Annotated in this window: 21 protein-coding genes; 4 read left to right on the top strand and 17 right to left on the bottom strand. The window is 45.9% G+C overall.

The window, feature by feature from the left end; genetic code table 11:
* Positions 1–116 precede the first annotated feature (116 nt).
* The 9 genes from DXN04_RS28885 to DXN04_RS28845 form a co-directional block, all read right to left on the bottom strand.
* Positions 117–1,322: an ABC transporter permease gene (locus DXN04_RS28885; protein WP_233525711.1), complete on the bottom strand. Its 1,206-nt coding sequence runs from the start codon at positions 1,320–1,322 to the stop codon at positions 117–119.
* A 10-nt stretch (positions 1,323–1,332) separates the two neighbouring features.
* The gene (locus tag DXN04_RS28880; protein WP_116856900.1) at positions 1,333–2,079 is read right to left on the bottom strand and encodes an ABC transporter ATP-binding protein; all 747 of its coding nucleotides are present in this window, start codon (positions 2,077–2,079) and stop codon (positions 1,333–1,335) included.
* The gene (locus tag DXN04_RS28875; protein WP_116856899.1) at positions 2,076–3,161 is read right to left on the bottom strand and encodes an efflux RND transporter periplasmic adaptor subunit; all 1,086 of its coding nucleotides are present in this window, start codon (positions 3,159–3,161) and stop codon (positions 2,076–2,078) included. The genes DXN04_RS28880 and DXN04_RS28875 overlap by 4 nt, the downstream gene beginning before the upstream one ends.
* Complete coding sequence (locus DXN04_RS28870) at positions 3,158–4,399, bottom strand: TolC family protein (protein ID WP_116856898.1); 1,242 nt, start codon at positions 4,397–4,399, stop codon at positions 3,158–3,160. Before DXN04_RS28870 ends, DXN04_RS28875 begins: the two co-directional genes overlap by 4 nt.
* Before the next feature lie 93 nt (positions 4,400–4,492).
* Entirely contained in the window at positions 4,493–5,227 is a 735-nt protein-coding gene (locus DXN04_RS28865; RefSeq protein ID WP_116856897.1) for a LytR/AlgR family response regulator transcription factor, read from the bottom strand.
* Positions 5,224–6,207, bottom strand: coding sequence for a sensor histidine kinase (locus DXN04_RS28860; RefSeq protein WP_116856896.1), 984 nt, complete (start codon positions 6,205–6,207; stop codon positions 5,224–5,226). The genes DXN04_RS28865 and DXN04_RS28860 overlap by 4 nt, the downstream gene beginning before the upstream one ends.
* Before the next feature lie 88 nt (positions 6,208–6,295).
* Positions 6,296–6,919: an alpha/beta hydrolase gene (locus DXN04_RS28855; protein ID WP_158569215.1), complete on the bottom strand. Its 624-nt coding sequence runs from the start codon at positions 6,917–6,919 to the stop codon at positions 6,296–6,298.
* A 58-nt stretch (positions 6,920–6,977) separates the two neighbouring features.
* Complete coding sequence (gene ygiD, locus DXN04_RS28850) at positions 6,978–7,850, bottom strand: 4,5-DOPA-extradiol-dioxygenase (RefSeq protein WP_233525710.1); 873 nt, start codon at positions 7,848–7,850, stop codon at positions 6,978–6,980.
* A 78-nt stretch (positions 7,851–7,928) separates the two neighbouring features.
* Positions 7,929–8,510, bottom strand: a complete 582-nt coding sequence (locus DXN04_RS28845) for a Crp/Fnr family transcriptional regulator (RefSeq protein WP_116856894.1) — start codon at positions 8,508–8,510, stop codon at positions 7,929–7,931.
* A gap of 41 nt (positions 8,511–8,551) precedes the next feature.
* On the opposite strand from DXN04_RS28845, the gene DXN04_RS28840 reads away from it, so the two are divergent.
* Complete coding sequence (locus tag DXN04_RS28840) at positions 8,552–9,943, top strand: sialate O-acetylesterase (protein ID WP_116856893.1); 1,392 nt, start codon at positions 8,552–8,554, stop codon at positions 9,941–9,943.
* 30 nt (positions 9,944–9,973) lie between these two features.
* Here DXN04_RS28840 and DXN04_RS28835 read toward each other — a convergent pair whose 3' ends face one another.
* Complete coding sequence (locus tag DXN04_RS28835) at positions 9,974–11,050, bottom strand: metallophosphoesterase family protein (RefSeq protein WP_116856892.1); 1,077 nt, start codon at positions 11,048–11,050, stop codon at positions 9,974–9,976.
* Positions 11,051–11,177: 127 nt separating this feature from the next.
* Here DXN04_RS28835 and DXN04_RS28830 point away from each other — a divergent pair, with 127 nt between their 5' ends.
* Positions 11,178–11,741: a hypothetical protein gene (locus DXN04_RS28830; RefSeq protein WP_116856891.1), complete on the top strand. Its 564-nt coding sequence runs from the start codon at positions 11,178–11,180 to the stop codon at positions 11,739–11,741.
* A gap of 66 nt (positions 11,742–11,807) precedes the next feature.
* On the opposite strand, the gene DXN04_RS28825 is transcribed toward DXN04_RS28830, so the two are convergent.
* From DXN04_RS28825 to DXN04_RS28795, 7 genes are read right to left on the bottom strand one after another with little or no spacing between them, the layout of a single operon-like run.
* A complete protein-coding gene (locus DXN04_RS28825) occupies positions 11,808–12,926 on the bottom strand; it encodes an ABC transporter permease (RefSeq protein WP_116856890.1) in 1,119 nt (372 codons plus the stop codon).
* Positions 12,923–14,014: an ABC transporter permease gene (locus DXN04_RS28820; RefSeq protein ID WP_116856889.1), complete on the bottom strand. Its 1,092-nt coding sequence runs from the start codon at positions 14,012–14,014 to the stop codon at positions 12,923–12,925. The genes DXN04_RS28825 and DXN04_RS28820 overlap by 4 nt, the downstream gene beginning before the upstream one ends.
* Before the next feature lies 1 nt (position 14,015).
* Positions 14,016–14,744 (bottom strand): ABC transporter ATP-binding protein, encoded by a 729-nt coding sequence (locus DXN04_RS28815; protein WP_116856888.1) that lies wholly within the window; start codon positions 14,742–14,744, stop codon positions 14,016–14,018.
* Positions 14,741–15,637 (bottom strand): ABC transporter ATP-binding protein, encoded by an 897-nt coding sequence (locus DXN04_RS28810; protein WP_116856887.1) that lies wholly within the window; start codon positions 15,635–15,637, stop codon positions 14,741–14,743. Before DXN04_RS28810 ends, DXN04_RS28815 begins: the two co-directional genes overlap by 4 nt.
* A 2-nt stretch (positions 15,638–15,639) precedes the next feature.
* Positions 15,640–16,533, bottom strand: coding sequence for an HlyD family secretion protein (locus DXN04_RS28805; RefSeq protein ID WP_116856886.1), 894 nt, complete (start codon positions 16,531–16,533; stop codon positions 15,640–15,642).
* On the bottom strand, positions 16,530–17,765 hold the full coding sequence (locus DXN04_RS28800) for a TolC family protein (protein WP_116856885.1): 1,236 nt from the start codon (positions 17,763–17,765) through the stop codon (positions 16,530–16,532). The genes DXN04_RS28805 and DXN04_RS28800 overlap by 4 nt, the downstream gene beginning before the upstream one ends.
* A gap of 54 nt (positions 17,766–17,819) precedes the next feature.
* On the bottom strand, positions 17,820–18,413 hold the full coding sequence (locus DXN04_RS28795; protein WP_116856884.1) for a TetR/AcrR family transcriptional regulator: 594 nt from the start codon (positions 18,411–18,413) through the stop codon (positions 17,820–17,822).
* Positions 18,414–18,623: 210 nt separating this feature from the next.
* Here DXN04_RS28795 and DXN04_RS28790 point away from each other — a divergent pair, with 210 nt between their 5' ends.
* Entirely contained in the window at positions 18,624–19,019 is a 396-nt protein-coding gene (locus tag DXN04_RS28790) for a (R)-mandelonitrile lyase (RefSeq protein ID WP_116856883.1), read from the top strand.
* A 165-nt stretch (positions 19,020–19,184) separates the two neighbouring features.
* Entirely contained in the window at positions 19,185–20,174 is a 990-nt protein-coding gene (locus DXN04_RS28785) for a sensor histidine kinase (protein ID WP_158569214.1), read from the top strand.
* Positions 20,175–20,177 lie beyond the last annotated feature (3 nt).

Raw genomic sequence — 20,177 nt, 5'->3', positions numbered from 1 at the left:
AAGAAGAGGTTGTATCAAAAGTAATCTGAAGGCATTGAGAATTTCTAAACAAAAAATTCTCTCCCTCAGGTACCCGAATTAAATGCCGGGGATTTTACTTTTGATACAAGCTCTTTTTATTCATACCGTAAGGCTTCGATCGGGTCCAGGCGCGATGCTTTTTGAGCGGGGTAGTAACCAAAGAAAACACCGATAAAAGAACAGACCGTAAATGATAATAATATTGATGTTTGATTGATCACCGGCGGCCATCCTAAAAGATGTACGGCGAGTAAGGAGATGCCTTCGCCTAAGAGAATTCCGATCATGCCACCAGCCAGGCTAATCAAAATAGCCTCAGTCAGAAATTGCTGGAGAATATCAATACCCCTGGCACCAATACTCATGCGGAGACCGATTTCCCTGGTGCGTTCTGTTACTGACACGTACATGATATTCATGATCCCGATACCGCCTATCAGCAGTGAAATACCTGCAATTGCGGTTAGGAGGATAGTCAGTAGACCGGTCACATTGCCAACTGTTTGAATCAGTTCAGCCTGTGTCCTGATCACAAAGTCATTCTCTGCATGCTTGCCCAGGCGGTGTGCTGTTCTGAGTATATCAGACAACTCCGCTGCTGCGGGAAAGGAGAGGGCTTCTGACTTTGCAGAGGTGAAGATGCTACCGAAATAGTTGGTAGCTGTAATTCTTTTTTGGACTGTGGTATACGGTGCAATGATCACATCATCCTGGTCCTGCCCAAAGGTATTCTGTCCTTTTTTTGCAAGGATGCCGATTACTTTAAAAGGTATTTTATTAAAACGAATGGTTTTGCCTACAGGGTTCGTTCCTTTGGGAAAGACATTATCTACAACCGTCTGGCCCAGCAGGCACACCTTTGCATAAGTACGCACCTCCCTCTCTGAAAAAGGAATGCCTTCCCTGATGTTCATATTTTTGATAGTGAGAAATTGTTCATTGACACCCTCTATACTGGTAGGCCAGTTGAGTGAGCCATTAATGGCCTGGCCGCGCGATTGTACATCCGGCGAGATGCCTGTGATGAGGGTAGATGATTGCTGGATGGCATCTATATCTTTGATCGTAAGTGTCGCTATATTGGCTCCCTGTAATCGCGCACCGCCGGCATCAGCACTATTGGGAAGAATGATGATCAGGTGAGATCCAAGAGAGGAAAGCGATTGATGGATGTTGATTTTAGAGGCTTCGCCAAGAGCACCAATGGTGATCACAGCTGCTACCCCAATGATCACACCCAACATGGTAAGGAGGGAGCGGAGTTTATTTCTTTTTAAGGCTTTGAGAGCGAGTCTGAGCATATCAGTGAATTTAATAGTCTTCGGCTAGCGGCAATGCTGCCAGTACTTCCTTTGCATTTTGAATACGGTTATTGCTTGTATCCTTCATCACTTTTCCATCCCGCAACACGATCGTTCTGCTACTGAATCCTGCTATATCTGGTTCATGTGTCACAAATACAATTGTCTTTTTTTGCAGCTGGTTCAATTCCTGCATCAGGGACATGATCTCGTAAGAAGTTCTCGAATCCAGGTTGCCTGTTGCTTCGTCCGCCAGGATCATCACCGGTTCATTGACCAGTGCACGGGCTATTGCTACTCTTTGCTGTTGCCCGCCGGACAATTCACTGGGCATATGATGTAACCTGTTGCCCAGCTTTACCGCTTCTAATGCTGCTACTGCTCTTTCCCTTCTTTCAGCAGCAGAGATCTTTTTATTATAAAACAAGGGTAGTTCCACATTCTCCAATGCTGAAGTACGGGGGAGTAAATTATATGCCTGAAACACAAAGCCTATTTTTTCATTTCTAAGCCTGGCAAGTTCATTCCTGTTCAATGAAGCAATCGTTACTTCATCCAGCAGGTAATTTCCTGAACTGGGTTTATCCAGGCACCCTAAAGTATTCAACAGGGTTGTCTTTCCCGAACCACTACTGCCCATGATGGTAACGAACTCTCCTTCCTGTACCCTGAATGAAACACCTTTCAATGCCCTGACTGTTTCTGTTCCCATTTGAAACTCACGCCTGATTTCCTGTAGGTCTAAGATTGTTTTCATGGCTTGGTTATAATTGAATCTTTTGTACTGATACCCGAAATCACCTGCACATGCGTATTGTCATCCAGGCCTGTTCTGACAGCCGTTTCAATCAGGGAATCGCCCCGCTGAACCCATACATAGCGGGATTTGTCTTTATGTACCTGTGACCTTAGTTTATATTGTGTGGCAGTCAGTGAGTCAGGATAGTAGTTCAATGCTTTGGAACTGATCAGGAGTGTCTTATTCACTTCCTTTGTATAAATGGTAATATTCGCGGTCATCCCTGGTTTCAGTTTCAGGTCATCATTGGGAGCATAAATGATCGTAGTATAGGTCACCACATTTGCACTCACCCTGGGTTGTAATCTTACATCCGAAATGGTGCCTTTGAACTCTTCATCTACATGAGCATCGACTGTGAATGATACCCGTTCCCCTTTCTGAATGTTTCCTATATCCGCTTCATCCACGTCCGCCTGCACCTGCATCTGCTTAATGTCCTTTGCTAATACAAACAAGGTAGGCGTTGTAAATGAGGATGCTACAGTTTGCCCGATGCTCACGTTCCTGCTCAACACCACACCATCTATTGGGGCGAGAATATCACCATAAGAGAGGTTCTTCCGGGCAGATCTTAATTGCGCCTCTGCATTGGCCACACCAGCTACTGCCGCATTGTAGTTGTTTAATGCAAGATCATAATCAGCTTTACTGATTGAACCTGTGTTGTACAAGATCTCCTGCCTGTGAAAGTTACTTTTATTATAGGCCAGTGTACTTTGCTGTGTGGCCAGCGCTGCCATATTCTGGTCTACAGTCGCCTGCAACAAGGATTTATCCAGCTGTGCTAATAACTGGCCTTTATGAACCCTTGAATTGAAATCAGCATTGATCATGCTGATAATTCCGGATACCTGGGTGCCTACTGAAACCGTATCCATTGGAGCGATCGTGCCTGTAGCTGTAACGGATTGCGAGATACTGCCATAGGTAGCTTTTTCTATTGATAGGACCACCCTTGCAGGTTTATGATTGATAAGCAGTGCCGTACAGGCAATCGCTACTGTCAAAATAGTTGTTATGATAAGTGGCTTTTTCATTGTTGGTTATAATAGAATTCATAAATTTTTATCGTCAGTGCTGCATTGTATTTTGCCTGGATGAACTGTTGCAGTGCCTGTACATACAATTCTTTTTGCTGCAGGTATTCAACCATATTGGATACACCTAATGCCAGTTCCTGGTTGGCAATATTGTAGACCTCTTCGTTGTATTTAAAGGCCTCCCGGGCGGCAGTAAACTGGCTCTGGGCATTGATGGTATTGAGATAGTATTTTTCAATATTCGCCGCCAGGGTCGTCTTTGTATCCTTCAGGTTGATCATTGCCTGCCCGATATTAATCCTGGCAGTTTCTACACTGGTTTTGTTTTGTCTTTTAGAGTAGATGGGAATTGATAATGTAATGCCTGCCTGCTGATAAAAGCCGCTCCCCAATCCCGAGAGATCATTAATATAACTACTGCCTACAGTTCCACTCAGACTTAGGGTAGGATAATATGCAGATTTTGCCTTGGCGAGACCTAATTGTGCTACCTGGATCTGGAGCTGATTTTCCTTTATTTCCGGGCGATTGTTGAATGCATATTCCTGCACGGTGGCCAGCGAAGGAACTTCCCTTTGCGAGATGACCGTATCAGGTGTTGCAATATCAAATTGTACTTCGGAAGAGAGTTGCAATAATTGTTTCAAAGACAGCAGGTCCTGTTTGATGGTGTTTTCAGCGGAGATGAGTGTGTATTCATCATTTGCTAACTGAGACCTGAGCTGGGTGACATCCTTCCTGGCCACACTGCCTACAGCCAGTTTTTGTTCTCCCTGTTCCAGTTGCGCTTTGGATGTATTTACTACATTTTGCTGGTAGACGGCCGCCTCTTTATCCAATAGGATATTTAAATAATATTGAATGATATTCAGCGTGATATCATTCTCAGTGACCAATACACTTTGATTCGCGGCTTCCAGTGCCAGTTGTTTTTGTCTCTTGTCTTTCCGGAGGTAGCCTCCCTGGTAGAGGGTAAACCCCGCATTGAAGATATAGGAACCTATTCTAAGATCCTTTTGAAAATACTGTGAAGCTGAGCCGGATACACTGGGTAATTGTGCCGATCTGGAGAGGGAATAATTCTGCATGGCAGTTTGTTGATTATAGCGCTGGGTATTGACCTGGATATTATTCTTTTTGGCAAATGCGATACAGGTAGCCAGGTCCCATCTGACCTGTGCCGTCGTCGCTAAATCAATCAGTAAACAAAATATAAGGATAGCATATCTGATCATGCTCCAAAGAAAGTAAGGAGCAATCGTCTAAAAAAGCAGCTTCGATACGACGAGGTCAGGAACCGATGGCAGGGGCTTAAAAATCGACAGCAGCTAGACCCACTTACTCAGGAAATCCTGGAATACCCCCTTATACTGATCCGTAATAGGTATGGTCAGTTGATTAATTTGTATGGAGGTTTTGGTGGTGGCCTTTACTTTGTTCAGGTTGATGATGTAGGAGCGGTGCAGGCGCAGGAAGCGGGCAGGAGGGAGTTTGTCTTCCAATGCTTTCAGGCTGGTCAGCGTCATCAGCTGCTTGTCTTCATTATCCAGGTACACCTTTACGTAGTCTTTCAGGCCTTCGATGTAAAGGATATCCTCCAGTAATACTTTCACCAGCTGGTATTCTACTTTAAAATAAATATGTTGTTTTTCGGGGCTGGTTTCCGGGGAGGCAGCAGGTACACTCATCCCAAAATACTCCAGGGCCTTTGTCACTGCAACAGAGAAGTCTGTAAAGTTAAATGGCTTCACCAGGTACTCCAGTGCGGCTACTTTATAGCTTTCTAATGCATACTGATCAAAGGCGGTGGTAAAGATGACCCGGGTACTCTGCCTTTGTGCTGATTGGGCAATGATCTTCGCCATCTCCATCCCACTCAGATCTGCCATGCGGATATCCAGGAAGATCAGTTGAATATCAGGTTGTGCATGCAGGATCCGCAAGGCTTCCACCGCACTTCGACAACTGGCTATGAGTTGCAGTGAAGGTGTCATACTGATATATTGTGTAATCATTTCCAGTGCTACCGGTTCATCATCTACAGCGATGCATTTCAGGATCATGCGATGGACAGTTTTAGGTGTATGCTGAATTCTTTATTGGTCTTATTGTCGTCTACAATCAAGGTATGCCTCCCCGGATATAACAGATTCAGCCGGCGGCGCGTATTGGCAAGCCCTATTCCATTGCTATCTTCCAGTTCCCCGGGCTTATCTCCAAAGGAGGAATTCCGGACTTCTATTTCAATTACATCGGCTGCCTGGGTTACATTCATGTAGATAAAGCTGGGGTACAGGCTACTGATGCCATGTTTATAGGCATTTTCAATAAATGGAAGAATAATCATTGGTGCTATAGGCACATCGTCAATGAAGGTGGGTTTTTCAAAGATAATCTGCACATCGGCAGGCACCCGCAAGCGCATCAGTTTATTATAGCTCTCTACAAACTGCAATTCCTGCGATAGCGTGGTTTTCTCACCATGATATAATACATAGCGCATCATATGCGAGAGGGTGTAGATGGAATCCTTTGCTTTAGCGGTATCCTGGTCCGTCAATCCATAAATTGTATGTAAGACATTAAAAAAGAAGTGCGGGTTAATCTGGGTTTTCAGGTAGGCCAGTTCAGTACCGATTTTTTGCAACTGATCCTGCTGGATCTTTTGTGTAATCACGATGATCACACCGATGCCGCAGACCAGGATCGTCATCAACACAGCCCCCATATCGCCGGTAGGAGAGGTATTGCCGGCATGACTGGCAGGGAGGTTTTTTTCTACTACTTCTGTAAAACGGATCGCATTGTCAATACGATTGTTCAATACGGAAGCCCCGAATAATACAAGGAGTAGTGATAAAGCAAACAAGGTACCTTTATTCCGGTACAATAATTTAGGTAGCAAAACCTTTATTACCAGGAAATAGGCACCTGTCCAATAGAGGAACAAAGAGAGCTGTTTCAGCCAGACCTCGATGGGAAATGTATGTGAAAGGGTATAGAAGGGCAGGAAGGTAAATACAACCAGCCCTAGCAGCACCATAAAATGGGCGGATAGGCGTATTTTTGAAATGGTCACTTTGAGCGTTCTATCTCTCTAAGTGACAAAAAAAAAACCAGAAGTCCAAATCCTACTTTTGAGCCGCCAACCAGCTATTCAAATCCGCTAATACCTGCTGATTGATCTGGTGCCCCATATTATATTCGTGGTAGCTGAGCTGCACCTGCATGCCTTCCAGGAAACTCTTCGCCTCTTTTGCATAATGTATGCCCAGGGTTCCATCCTGCTTACCATGCGACACAAAGACCTGTAATTCCGGGGCCTGTTTCACCATCAGGGGTTTCACTTCTTCCAGGATCCTGCTACTCAAAATAATAATCCCCTTCACCAGTTTCGGGTCACTTAATCCCACAGTATAACTCATGATTCCTCCCTGGCTGAATCCACCCAGATACACTTCATCCAAATGGTACTTAGCTTTCATTTCTCCTACAAACTGCCTGATCAGTTCCCTGCTCTCTTTTTCCTGCTGTACGTTGTAGACTGGTTTGCCGGTAGAGAAATCTACATTATACCAGGCATACCTGCCGCCACCCAGGGGAAAATGTCCCTGCGGACAAATAATATAATATTCCTTCGGCAGGTAATCTACCAGGCTAAAGAGGTCCTGCTCATTACTGCCTACACCATGCAAAAGAATTAAGGCTTTTTTCTTTTCCGTCTTTATGCCCGGCTCATGAATCAAATATTCCATACTGTTCACTTGTTTTAAAAATGGTAAAAGGGCAATCAGCAAGTAATGCAAAGGCATATTAACCGAATTTTACGGAGGTCATAGTCAGGGACCCACCTACCGCCTTATCGTTAAAGAATGAAATGTTGTCCTTGTTGGATTGCAGTCCCAATGTATACATCAAGGGGAGGTAGTGATCCGGAGTCGGAATCGCCAGCAGGGCACCCTTACCCAGCTGCGTATAGTTGATCAGCGGCTTATGTTCGCGGCTGCTGATGAGGTGTTTGAACTGGTTGTTGATGTCCAGGGCCCAGTCATATCCATATTCCTTGTCATCCAGGCGATCCCATGCCACCATTCTCAGGTTGTGCACCAGGTTACCGCTACCGATGATCAATACTCCTTTTCTGCGCAGTGCATACAGCTCCTTTGCCAGGTCATAGTGATACTGTGGTCCTTTTGAATAGTCAATACTTAATTGCAGCACGGGGATGTTTGCCTTTGGATACATATGTCTTACCACTGTCCAGGTGCCGTGATCCAGTCCCCAGTCGTGGTCGAGGGAAGCGTGGATCAGGGAAGCTGTTTCCCTGGCCAGATCCGGACTACCGGGTGCTGGATACTGTACGGCAAATAGCTCCTTCGGGAACCCGCCGAAGTCATGGATGGTTTTAGGATGCTCCATGGCTGTGATCTTAGTGCCCTGGGTATACCAGTGTGCGGAGATCACCAATACAGCTTTGGGAGTCGGGATTTCCTGGCCCATCTGTGTCCATCGTCTGCTAAATTCAGTGTCTTCAATTCCGTTCATGGGTGAACCATGCCCGATGAATAATACGGGCATCAGGTGATCGTCTTCCTGTAAGGAATCTGTGAAGTTTCTGAATGCTGATAGCGTTGTCATACCAAATACTCCTGTTATTATCGATTTAATGAATTGATTGCGTTTCATGTGATACAAAATTACCACATGTTACAGGTAGGTCCCAATGATTTGAATCAAGAAATTGAGCGGGGGGGAGAAGGCGGGTTATTTATGCTGTGAGATCCTGCTTTTGATCCGGCTAAGGGTTTCGGGACTCAGGCCCATATAGGAAGCGATCATATGCTGTGGCACCCGTAAGACGATATTCGGGTAAACATTCACAAATGCCTTGTATTGTTCATCCGGCGATAGGCTGATCATATCCCGTGTTCTCTTTTGCAAGGCAATATAAGCCTCGGTGATGAGTATACGGTTGTATGTTTCATACTTGGGTATTTTCTGTAGCAGGGTTTCATAAGCGGGTTTGCTGATCAGGCATAGTTCACAATCTTCCAGGGCTTCAATATTCTGCGTAGCAGGTTCTTCTCTGAGAAAGCTGCACAGGTCTCCCAGCGACCATCCTTCCAGTGCAAAGGCGGTAATGTGCTCATGACCTTCCATATCAGTTACATAGGTCCTGAGCGCACCTTTCTCAACCAGGGCAATGTAGCGGCAAATGTCTCCTTCCTGCAGGAAAAACTGGCGTTTACGCAGGGTTTTATGGGTCAGATGTGCTACTATTTCTGCTTCTTCCTGCCTGGTGAGGGACACTTTTTCATTGATTTTGCTGAGAAAAACTTCGTACATGAGCGCAAATTATATATTTTCCGGGTCTAAATGAATTTACAATGTTTAGGTCTTTAGTAATTCCACTCGTGTTTGTAGCCTGCTTTTCAAATGCCTATGCTACCTTAAAACCCGTTAGCCTGTTTAGTGATCACATGGTATTGCAGAAAGGAGTGGCCGTTCCTGTATGGGGCACGGCAGATGAGGGTGCGCTCGTGACGGTACAATACCAGGGGCAGTCAGTATCCGCAAAGACGGTACAGGGCAAATGGATGTTGAGTTTACAACCTATGCCTTATGTTTCGAAAGGCACAGAAATGAAGATTTTCTCCGGCACCGATACTGTGCGTATCCAGGATGTGCTGGTGGGCGAAGTATGGCTCTGCAGTGGTCAGTCGAATATGGAGCGCCAGCTGGGGCCGCGGCCTCCACAGCAGCCCATTTACAACTGGGAGCAGGAGCGGGATGCCGCGAATTATCCCCTGATCAGGGAGTATTATGTGCCCCTGAAATATTCAAAAGAAACGATTGCCGATGTCAATAATCACTGGACGGTTTGTAGTCCGCAGACGGTGAGTGATTTCACCGCGGTGGGTTACTTCTTTGCCAGGAACCTCTATGCAAAGCTGCAGGTGCCGGTAGGCATTATCTTTTCTGCTTTTGGGGGTACTCCAGCCGAAGACTGGACCAGCCTCGCAGCGCTGGAACGCAATCCAAAGCTGAAAGACATGATTCAGAATTATACCAAAACTATGTCCGGGCCGGGTTGGAAGCCCCAGGGGCAGTGTATCAGTGGCTTGTATAATGGTATGATCGCCCCCTTGCTGCCCTATGCCATCAAAGGTGTGGCCTGGTACCAGGGAGAGTCTAATAATAGCCGGGCTACAGAATACCAGGAAGTGCTGCCTACCCTGATTGCTAACTGGCGGGAAGATTTTAAACGGCCGGAAATGCCCTTTTTAATCGTTCAGATAGCCCCGCACAAGGATATGAGTCCTGAGATCAGGGAAGCGCAGTTTTTGGTGGTTAAAAAGGTCAAAAAAACGGCTTTGATTGTGACCACTGATTGCGGTGATTCTGCGGACATTCATCCGACGCATAAACAACCGGTGGGAGAAAGGTTGGCAATTGCAGCGGCAGGACTGGCTTATGGTGTGAAAGGTGAATATAGTGGCCCGATGTTCCAGTATGCCAGCCCGGGAAAAGATCAGATCACCGTCACTTTTTCTCATACTGGCAAAGGATTGCTGGCAAAAGGAGGGAAGCTGACAGGGTTTGAAATAAGTAACGGGGAGGGCTTTTATCCCGCTGAGGGTGTGATCAGGGGGAATAAAATAACGCTGAGCAGTGTGCATGTGCCGCATCCTGCCAAGGTACGATATGGCTGGAGCAATGTACCTGTGGTGAATTTGTATAACCAGGAAGGATTACCCGCATCTCCCTTCAGAAATTAACTACTCATAAATAAAGCTTTGGCCCCCAGGTCAAAGCTTTATTTCGAAATGATCTTCATGAGTCACCAGGCCATCATCTGCCACTGAATAATAATCCCCCGTCATCACTAATTGCGCCCCATTCTTTTCAATACTGAAGCGCAGGAACCCATGCTGATAATAACAGTAATTCTCCAGTGAAACACCCTCAAAGAGGGGCAGTTCATTAGTAAATCGCGGATCAGACAAGTCTGCTATGGGGTGTAACTCATCATATCCTCCGCCACCAGCTACCACGTAGCATACTGAACGCCCGCTATCATATTTTTTCACCAGTCGCTGGTAATTGTGTACATGCCCGCTGAAGACGATATCCGGTCTTACACCTGTTTCCGCAAAAATGCTTTCCAGCAGGGTAATCATCGGGATACTGGCACCATGATTTATATCAGCGGAATAGGGTGCATGATGAATACAAAGGATGAGGGCTTTATCCGGTCGCTCCGCATTTGCCCTGCGTAATTCGCTTTTCAGCCATTCCTGTTGATCGGGGGTAACAATACCAAATTTTGGTACGTTACTATGCATCCCGATTATATTCGCCAGCGGTGTTTTGAGTGTCCAGTAGACATTGGGCTGGATCATACTTTTCCTGGACGCTCCATTGCTAAAAGAAACTGTTTGCGGTGTAGTATCACAAAATACTTTCACAAATGGTTCCAGGCTGTGATAAGGTGCCGCTGCCGGGTTCACATCACTGTCATGATTACCTGCTATAGCAAATATTGGTGCGGGATAGTGTTGGAAAGGTCCAAAGAACTGTCTGTAGTATTGGCTGGCTTCACCATGGTTGTACACCACATCGCCCAAGTGAAAAAGAAATTGTGGAGGATTGTCCTGTGCAAATTGCGCCTCCATGGCAGTTATCACTTTCCGCTGAAAATCAATGCTCCTGAGGCTTCCTGTGTCACCAACGAGATGGAAAGTCATTTTCTGAGAACCGATCCCGGGGATCACCTGCGCAATGTCCAGGTGGTAAGGGAAGGGCCCTGTTGGGGCTGGCAATGGCTGAAATTTATAAGAATCGTCTGGCTGATCTCTCTTCTGAACCGGTGTACTATATTTCATGTCACAAAGATAATTAATAATCAACGGGGCCGGTTTAAGGAAATATTATAAATTTATGTCCGAAAAATTCAGGACACAATTGATCGCTGTATATGAATGCTGAATTCGTAAAACCAGACATACTCCTATGAAATTAAATAAACTTTATCCATTATTATTCCTGCTGGCAGCCTGCCACCAGCAAGGACAGCAGTCTACAGCTACCATCCCTGCTGATACAGCGCCAGCACAAATTGTTACGAACCACAAACCAAACATAGAAAAGCCTTTGGTACTTTCCAATTTCAGAGACAGTGTTGCTGCAAATATGGAACTTACCAACAGCCAGCAATTCCATTGGCTCAAACAGGATACCACTGGTGTACATAAGAGACAGGCAGGACATGAGCTCAGGCGCCTGGGCAATATGTATGTAATGATCATAGATTTTGACTATGGCTCTTACAAAATGTATACATTGGACAGCGCAACCTACACGCTGCTGGACAACGATATCCTTGGGTTCAATACAGATGCGGATGGCGATTATGGTGGTAATAGCTGTGAGTATGAATTTGTCAATGATTCCACTATTGAAGTCGTAGAAAAAAACCTTGTGGCAGAAGGAAGTAATAAGCCTGAACAACAAACCCGCACCACCTTTACCATCTCATACACAGGAAAAATTACCAGTACGGGAGATAGACAATAAAATGAAAAGCCGCCCTGGATGTATGTTGGTTTTGCATTTATTCCCAACCAGCATTCCCGGGTCCTTCTAACTGGTCTTCCGATAGTTCAGCACAGCCCAGGTATTCAATACCAAAGCGAAGAGTAATATCACGCCCAGCCTGGGCAGCACATCTCTTATGCCACTTCCTTTCAGTACAATCATGCGCATGACATCTATCAGGTAACTGACAGGGTTGAACCTGGTCACTACCTGCGCCCAGTCGGGCATACTATCGATTGGGGTAAATAAGCCCCCCATCAATATGAAGATCATAATGAAGAAGAACATGATGAACATGGCCTGCTGTTGTGTATCGCAATAAGTAGACACCAGCAAACCAAAACCCAATACAGCCAGCAGGTATACCCATACAAAACCATAGAGCAACAGGATGCTGCCTGCCGGCATTATACCATAGGCAAGCCTGGCTACCACCAATCCAAGGGTAAATACCACATTGCCCAATACCCAGAATGGAATCAGCTTGCCCAGGATAAAGTGATGTTTCTTAATCGGCGTAACATTGATCTGCTCAATGGTACCCACTTCCTTTTCTTTTACAATATTCAGCGCAGTCAGGAAACCACCAATCATTGTTACAAGTACAGCAAGGATGCCCGGTACCATAAATAAATGGTAATCGAGGTAAGGATTGAACCAGTTGGAAGTCGTAATCTCTACGCCCGGCTGCGCTTGAAAACGCGCCGGTTCCACCAGCTGTAAGCGGATCTCGTTATTTTCGTCCCGGATCACACTGCTCAGGTATACCCCGCCCAGGTTGGCTTTGGTACCATTGATGGCATTGACCGCAACAAATAGCTGTTCATGATTGTCTTTCACGAGATTCTTTTCGAACCCATGTGGAATTTCCAGGAGCAAATCCGCCTTGTCCTCCTCAATCAAATGCAGGGCTTCTTTATAAGAAAATACATAGCCGGTAAGCCTGAAGTAGCCTGAAGCCGTGATCTTACTGATCAGTTTCTGCGAATAAGAAGAATGGTCATTATCAATAATCGCCAGGTTGATATTCTTTACTTCATAATTTGCGGCCAATGGCAGGATGAATAACTGCATCACAGGCATCACCAGGACCATTACCAGGATGGAACGATTTCGGAAAATCTGCCTGAATTCCTTTTGTAATAAAAACCGGATCGTTCTCATGATAGCCTGATTTTAAAACTTTTAAAGCTCACGAATAATAATATTACTGTAATCCCCACCAGGATCAGTGTCTCTTTCCAGATGGCAGAAAATCCCAGTCCCTTGATCATAATCGCCTTTACGATATTGTAATACCATTTAGACGGTACGATATTGCTGATCAGCTGCAAGGGGAGGGGCATGTTCTCCACCGGGAACATAAAGCCGCTAAAGAGGATGGTAGGCAGCATCATCCCCATCAGGGAAATGAGCATGGCTACCTGCTGGGAATTTGTCTTCACAGAGATAAATATACCCAGCGTGAGACAGGTGATAATGAATAAAGTACTTTCTGCAAAGAGTAAAGGAATACTCCCGTTGATGGGCAATTTTAGTACAAAAGTGCTGAGTAATAAAATAGTCGTTACATTGATCAGGGATAATAAGAGGTAAGGAATTGCCTTGGAGATAATCACCATCAGCGGACTGAAAGGAGATACCAGCAACACTTCCATCGTACCAGTCTCTTTTTCGCGCACGATAGACACGGCTGTCATCATTACACACACCAGCATCAGTACCAGCGACATCACACCAGGTACAAAGTTTGGCGCACCCTTCAACTGCGGATTGTACAGGAACCTGATCTGCGGTGTTATCTGGTAAGGCTCCTGCGCAGCTGTATAGTCCTGTATAATTGAGGTAATATAACTCGTCAGTGTGGTGGCAGTATTTGGATCCGCCGCATCTGCAACTACCTGGATCTGCGCATGATGCGTATGCAGCAGGTCATTATTAAACCCCTGTGGGAAGATCACCGCCAGCCTGATATCGCCTTTTTTGAACGCGGCCTCAATGCCTGCCCGGTCCATGACCGCATAGGCAATATCAAAATACCTGCTCGCCTCAATCTTGCTGATCAGCTGTTGCGAAGCCACATCCTGTGCCTGATCATAAATCACAATCTTTGCATTCCGGACCTCGTTTGTCAGGGCAAAGCCAAAGATGAGAATCTGTACGACAGGCAAACCAAAAAGGATCAGGAGCGTCTTCCGGTCTCTCAGTACATGGGCAAATTCTTTCCTGATAAAAATATAAAGTTGTTTCATATCATTCACTACGTTTTGCACCGCGGGCCAGTGCGTAAAAGACTTCATCCATGCTGGCAGCATGAAAACTGTTCTTCAGATTACGTGGTGTATCCAGGGCCTTGATACGACCATCCACCATGATAGAAATGCGGTTACAGTATTCCGCTTCATCCATGTAGTGGGTAGTCACGAATACGGTCACACCCCTGTCTGCCGCATCATAAATCAGGTTCCAGAACTGTCTGCGGGTAATGGGGTCTACACCACCAGTAGGTTCATCCAGGAACACAATCTTCGGCTCATGCAGTACCGCGATCGAAAAAGAAAGCTTCTGTTTCCAGCCTAAGGGGAGGGCACCGACCAGTTTCTTTGCCTCTTTTTCAAGACCCAGGTCATGAATGAGTTGCTGACTCTTGGTTTTGAGCTGTTGATTGCTCAGGCCATAAATGCCGCCGAAAAAGCGGATGTTCTCAGTCACGGTCAGGTCTTCGTAGAGAGAAAATTTCTGACTCATGTAACCGATGTTTTTCTTTATCTGCTCGGTTTGTTTGTAGATATCAAAACCGGCAATGGTCGCAGTGCCTGAACTTGGCGTAGAGAGTCCGCAGAGCATGCGCATAGCAGTTGTTTTACCGGCTCCGTTTGCACCGAGAAACCCGAAGATCTCACCTTTGTCTACTTCAAACGTAATTTCATTGGTCGCAATGAAATCGCCGAATCGTTTACTTAGTTTATTAGTTTCGATCACTGTTTTTCTTTTAAGAGTTTAATAAAACAGTCCTCAATAGTGACAGGTGTCGTTTGTAGTTCTATGCCTGTAAGCCCCTGTTTGGCTAGCTCCTGCTCCAGGTCTCCTTCGAAAGTTACATGTGCATATTCACCAAAAGCATAGCTGTCCTTTACAAGCGGAGAGGCCTGCAGGGCTTTCAATAACCGGTGCATCTGGTCTGCTTTTACCGCATATAATTTATCGGGGAAAGCAGCAACAACTGCGTTGGGCGTATCGATAGACAATATTTTCCCATCCTGGATTAAGGCTATCCTGTCACACAGATCCGCTTCATCCATATAGGGGGTGGATACAATAATGGTGATCTCCTGTTCTTTCAGTTTACGCAGCATCTCCCAGAATTCCTTCCTGGATACAGGGTCCACACCAGTTGTAGGCTCATCCAGGAACAGTACTGATGGCCGGTGAATCAAGGCACAGCACAAGGCAAGCTTTTGCTTCATGCCACCGGAAAGTTTACCGGCTCTTCTTTTTTTGAAAGGCGCTATTTGTATATAGATATCCTTAATCAGGTCGTAATTCTTTGCAACGGTTGTCTTGAATACTGTTGCAAAGAAATTGATATTCTCTTCCACTGTCAGATCCTGGTACAGGGAAAACTTACCAGGCATATATCCCGCCAGGTTACGGATAGCTTTGTAGTCTTTTACCACATCATATCCGTCTACAGTAGCGCTTCCGGCATCGGGCAGGAGCAGGGTGGTCAGCATTCTGAAGATACTGGTCTTACCTGCGCCATCCGGGCCTATCAGTCCAAAGAGTTCTCCTTTTTTTACAGCAAAGGATACATCATCCACCGCTGTTTTATCCTGGTACACCTTCCGCAGGTGATTGACAATTACAGCATCCATGTTTATAATTTTACCTCTCCGTACATGCCGATTTTCAGATAACCGTCATTGTTAATGCGTACTTTGATAGCATAAACAAGATTGGCTCTTTCATCTTTGGTTTGAATCGTTTTGGGGGTGAATTCCGCTTTATTGCTGATCCATTCGATGGTACCGGTATAGGTTTTATAGGCATCCCTCGTATCATCGACCAGCACTTTTACGGTTTGACCTGTTTTCACCTGTGGCAATTGGTCACCTGTGAGATAAGCCCTTAAGATGATGGTATTCAGGGCGGCAATCTTATACACGGCTTTGCCCGGACTGGTTACCTCGCCTGCTTCGGCATACTTGGTCAGTACCGTACCATCAACCGGGTTGGTAAGCCTGCACTTATCCAGCTGGTCATCTATTTGCTGGATCTGTGCCTGCAGGGGTGCTGCCTGGTCTTTCAGGTTTGTGGTGGTGATGCCGAGCGAAGATTGAGTCGCAGCGATTTGTTTTTTAACAATAGCTACCTGGGATACAGCATCATCCAGTTGCTTACGGGTAGCTGCATCTGCTTTGAGCAGGTTCTCCGTACGGTCTCTTTCTCTTTCAGCCTGTCTCAGTTGTTCCTGCAAAGCAGCTGTCTGCGCAGCAATATCAGGGCGGCCGCTGAGTACTGCACTAATTTGTGCCTGTAATTGTTTTTTCTTCAGGATGAGTTGAATGCTGTCAATGTATCCTACTACCTGCCCGGCTTTCAATACCTGTCCTTCTTCCAGCTCCAGGGATCTGATATTGCCGGAAGCCTCTGCGGACACGATGGTCTCAACGGCTTCGAAGGTACCGGATGCGTCGTATGCTGCTTCTTTTTTATTGCAGGCAGTGATAGTAGCGGCAGCAAGCAGCAGTATAGTTAATTGTGTTTTCATAAATTACCTGTAGTCGTTTGTTGATTATATTGTGAAAGCAACCATTGCATTTCATGCAGGGACTTATTTTGTCTGGCCAGATTCTCGTCATTCACTTCTTTCAGGAAATCGTTGCCGGTGATTACACCATTTTCCAGTTGGGCAATAGCGGCGGTTTTCACCTGGGTGCGTAGTTTGATAATCGCATCGTCTGATGCCATCAGTTGCTGATATTTATTTACGGCAGCAGATGCCTGTTGTACGGACATGGCGGTATTAAACAGGAAGGTTTCTTTTTGTACCGCTATTTCCTGTTGGTTTACCACAAGTAATGCCCGCTTTTTTTTGAGGGTATAAAAACTGGAAGGCGACCAGCTCAGGCGAATGCCTCCCATATAATAAGCCTGGAAACTGTTGTCCAGCATATTCAAACCCGGGCGACCATAGCCCCCCTGTATAAAGAAGCCTAGTTTAGGCCGGGTGCCGATAGTCAGCAACTGATCCTGTAACAACAGCGATTTTGCCTGCGCATCGAAGGAGAGGAGTTCAGGACGATGAATGCTGTCACTGAGCGTAAGCGCGGCAGGTTTCTCTACATTGCTGACCGGGATACCGATAAATAATGACAGCATTTTTGCATAGGCCTCCCGGCTATTGGCAAGCTCGATATTATGCTGTTCGGTGGCCAGGATTTCTGCATTAATCAGATCCGCATTACTCCGGAATGCCGTTCCATTATCCAGTGCCGCCTGCGTCTTTTTGAGGCCTAGTTTCAGGTCCTCCAGCAGCAGGTCATTTTGTTTCAGTTGTTCATCGGCCAGCAGGATGCCAAAATAGAGCTGGTTAATGCGGTCTTTCAGCGCATAGAGGTCTGCCTGTAGCTGCTGACGGGAAACTGCTTCATTGCTCTTCTGGAGCGCTTGTTGCTTCGCAATTTCGCCGCCGTCATAGATGACCTGGTCCAGCTGCACAGTGGCCTTATACTGGTCCTTATTCATCGTGGGGATGTTCACACCGGGGATACTGATGGGGACCTGTGTCACGGCAGACTGATAAGTTGCCTGGGCATTGACAGAGAACTGCGGCAGGTATCCTTTCTGCAGGTTGTCGATAGTATAAGCCGCCGCTTTGCTGATCAGGTCATACCTTTTGGTGAGCGGGTAATGTTGCTCCGCCAGCCGGTAGCACTCAGGCAGCGTGAGTTGTCCCCTTGCAGGCAGCGAAAACAAAAGAAGCAGGAGGTAGTATCTCATATTTAAACACATTATTTAATCAAATGATTAATACAAGGGCAAAAAAAATGCAGCTTATTCAAGCATGCATTTCATCCACATGGGAATCAGCTTCTTACGTTCTTCCATCAGCTGATTGTACTGATCATCGTTGATCGCTGCGGTTCCCTGTAGTATGGGTCTGGCGGCAAAGGGAAAGATCAGCATCCCCAGGAATGAGATCAGGAATTGTATCGGGTTGATATCTTTCTTTTTCTCCTGTAACTGGACCATGAGGTGAGAACCGAGCACATAATTATCCACGTTCAGGGTCTCGCGCAGCCAGCCGGGGTTTTGCCTCAGTTCACTCAACACAAATAAGGGCAGGTCCGGATTCTGGAATAGCATATCAATATAGCCCCTGGCCACGGAGGAAAGCTTCTCATCAAGTGTCTTGCTCTGATCGTTCAGGATCGGAGCCAGTATGCCAAATAACTTTTTCAGGTTTTCGGCCATGATGATCTCAAACAGCTTTTCCTTGCTGCGGAAGTAATAATTCAACAAGGCCAGGTTCATCCCGGCTTCTTCTGCAATGTCACGGGTCTTGGTCGCAGCATACCCTTTTCTGGTGAAAATAGTCCTGGCGGCTGCTTTTATCTTTTCTTCCGTTGAAATGCTCTTATCGTCCATGATACTACAAAGGTAAAGTTAAAATATTGATTTAAACAAATGATTAAACTTGTTTAGGCGGGCTGATTATTTGATTTTCTCCAGCCAACAAGGGAAATCGCTCCAAAATAGTTCCAAATTATTTGATTTCCTTAATGATCTGTTTGAATCAGGACACTTCCTTTTCAGGCGCTGCCATAACTTTGTACCCGAATTAACTGTTTGCATAACATGGAAATAATAAGAACTGGCAGTCAGCCATCAGGAAAAGGCCCGGAAGATTACTTTACCGGGTCAGTAAGAATCGATCCGTTAAACAATCCTCCTGATCCTGCCCGCGTAGCAATGGCCCTGGTTACTTTTGAACCCGGTGCCCGTACAGCATGGCATACTCACCCATTGGGGCAGACACTGATCGTGACTGCCGGTAGCGGCTGGGTACAAAAAGAGGGCGGTGCCCGGGAAGATATTCATCCTGGTGATGTAGTCTGGTTTGCCCCCGGCGAAAAACACTGGCATGGTGCTACTGCTACCACAGGTATGAGCCACATTGCCATACAGGAAAAATTAAACGGTTCCCCGGTTGACTGGATGGAGCAGGTAACAGATGAACAGTATAACCAATAAATGTCAGGAAGAATGAGGTAAGGGTCATCCGGTTTCATTTCACGCCCTCTCTTTGCGCACTTCACTCCCCAATATGCGCATTTGAAACGATAAATCCCCTATAACCTCATTTTGTATGTACATTTGCGGATGTCACACGCTTATCAGTTAAAGTGGTGTTTCATCATGATCATGATCCTTTCCGGCGGAACAATCCTGATGAGACTAAACGATTTTAACATCCACAATTTCAGGGCCTTCCTGGAATATTTTTCCATGGTATCCGCCACTATATTCTGTTCCTGGATGACACATGGTTATCTCAGGTTACACGAGCCCCAGGGAGTGAGCAAACAACTCCGACCTATTGTCAGGATAGCGGCAGCAATGTTGGCCGCATTTGGTCTCAATTATCTGTCGGTGATCATGACACCACACCAGTACATGTTCCCGGATCTGGTATTTCGCCATACCTATGCTGATTTTTTGCGCCTTCTTATCGGTGCATTTTTTGTCAGTATGATTTGCCACATCGTATGGAGTTCGCTCACTGTCAGCATCATGCTGCAAAAAGCACAGCTGGAAAATGAACATCTCAAGCAGGCACATCTCCGTGCACAGCTGCTCTCTTTACAACAGCAGATCAGCCCTCATTTCCTGTTCAATTCACTCAGTACGCTCAAGCACATCGCCCACGATAAGGGGACCAAAGACTTTGTAGTGCAGCTCTCTCACGTATATCGTTACCTGCTCAGCATCAACGAACACCAGGTGACCAAACTCGCGGATGAACTGAACTTTATCGACTCCTATTTATACATTCTTTACCAGCGCTTCGAAGGCGATCTGAAAGTACAGATCAATATTCCCGAGCGGTATTACAATTACCTGATCCCACCTTTAGCCATCCAGCTCCTGATCGAAAATGCGATCAAGCACAATGCGCTCTCCCCGGAATTGCCCCTGCTGATAGACATTTTTATTGAAAATGAAACCCTCACAGTTAGGAATACCCTGCAGCCCAAAAAGTTCCCCGTAGAGAGTACCAGGTTAGGGCTACAGAATATCAATGAACGTTTTTTATTATTGTTTGACAAACAGATCACGATAGAAAATACGACAGAAAGTTTTACTGTACATTTACCTGTTATTAGTCACGACCGCTATTATCACTGAAGA

This window comes from Chitinophaga silvisoli, assembly GCF_003412465.1.
Lineage (GTDB): Bacteria > Bacteroidota > Bacteroidia > Chitinophagales > Chitinophagaceae > Chitinophaga > Chitinophaga silvisoli.
Note: the sequence above shows the minus strand (reverse complement) of the source record. Positions and strands in the feature narration are given on the sequence as shown.

What these genes read in the sequence shown, in the direction of transcription:
- ygiD (WP_233525710.1), bottom strand. Translation starts at nt 7,850, where the DNA reads ATGAAACGCAATCAATTCATTAAATCGATAATAACAGGAGTATTTGGT.
- DXN04_RS28820 (WP_116856889.1), bottom strand. Translation starts at nt 14,014, where the DNA reads ATGAAACAACTTTATATTTTTATCAGGAAAGAATTTGCCCATGTACTG.
- DXN04_RS28870 (WP_116856898.1), bottom strand. Translation starts at nt 4,399, where the DNA reads ATGATCAGATATGCTATCCTTATATTTTGTTTACTGATTGATTTAGCG.
- DXN04_RS28855 (WP_158569215.1), bottom strand. Translation starts at nt 6,919, where the DNA reads ATGGAATATTTGATTCATGAGCCGGGCATAAAGACGGAAAAGAAAAAA.
- DXN04_RS28795 (WP_116856884.1), bottom strand. Translation starts at nt 18,413, where the DNA reads ATGGACGATAAGAGCATTTCAACGGAAGAAAAGATAAAAGCAGCCGCC.
- DXN04_RS28865 (WP_116856897.1), bottom strand. Translation starts at nt 5,227, where the DNA reads ATGATCCTGAAATGCATCGCTGTAGATGATGAACCGGTAGCACTGGAA.
- DXN04_RS28875 (WP_116856899.1), bottom strand. Translation starts at nt 3,161, where the DNA reads ATGAAAAAGCCACTTATCATAACAACTATTTTGACAGTAGCGATTGCC.
- DXN04_RS28845 (WP_116856894.1), bottom strand. Translation starts at nt 8,510, where the DNA reads ATGTACGAAGTTTTTCTCAGCAAAATCAATGAAAAAGTGTCCCTCACC.
- DXN04_RS28835 (WP_116856892.1), bottom strand. Translation starts at nt 11,050, where the DNA reads ATGAAATATAGTACACCGGTTCAGAAGAGAGATCAGCCAGACGATTCT.
- DXN04_RS28860 (WP_116856896.1), bottom strand. Translation starts at nt 6,207, where the DNA reads ATGGTGCTGCTAGGGCTGGTTGTATTTACCTTCCTGCCCTTCTATACC.
- DXN04_RS28825 (WP_116856890.1), bottom strand. Translation starts at nt 12,926, where the DNA reads ATGAGAACGATCCGGTTTTTATTACAAAAGGAATTCAGGCAGATTTTC.
- DXN04_RS28810 (WP_116856887.1), bottom strand. Translation starts at nt 15,637, where the DNA reads ATGGATGCTGTAATTGTCAATCACCTGCGGAAGGTGTACCAGGATAAA.
- DXN04_RS28790 (WP_116856883.1), top strand. Translation starts at nt 18,624, where the DNA reads ATGGAAATAATAAGAACTGGCAGTCAGCCATCAGGAAAAGGCCCGGAA.
- DXN04_RS28800 (WP_116856885.1), bottom strand. Translation starts at nt 17,765, where the DNA reads ATGAGATACTACCTCCTGCTTCTTTTGTTTTCGCTGCCTGCAAGGGGA.
- DXN04_RS28785 (WP_158569214.1), top strand. Translation starts at nt 19,185, where the DNA reads ATGATCATGATCCTTTCCGGCGGAACAATCCTGATGAGACTAAACGAT.
- DXN04_RS28805 (WP_116856886.1), bottom strand. Translation starts at nt 16,533, where the DNA reads ATGAAAACACAATTAACTATACTGCTGCTTGCTGCCGCTACTATCACT.
- DXN04_RS28840 (WP_116856893.1), top strand. Translation starts at nt 8,552, where the DNA reads ATGTTTAGGTCTTTAGTAATTCCACTCGTGTTTGTAGCCTGCTTTTCA.
- DXN04_RS28830 (WP_116856891.1), top strand. Translation starts at nt 11,178, where the DNA reads ATGAAATTAAATAAACTTTATCCATTATTATTCCTGCTGGCAGCCTGC.
- DXN04_RS28885 (WP_233525711.1), bottom strand. Translation starts at nt 1,322, where the DNA reads ATGCTCAGACTCGCTCTCAAAGCCTTAAAAAGAAATAAACTCCGCTCC.
- DXN04_RS28880 (WP_116856900.1), bottom strand. Translation starts at nt 2,079, where the DNA reads ATGAAAACAATCTTAGACCTACAGGAAATCAGGCGTGAGTTTCAAATG.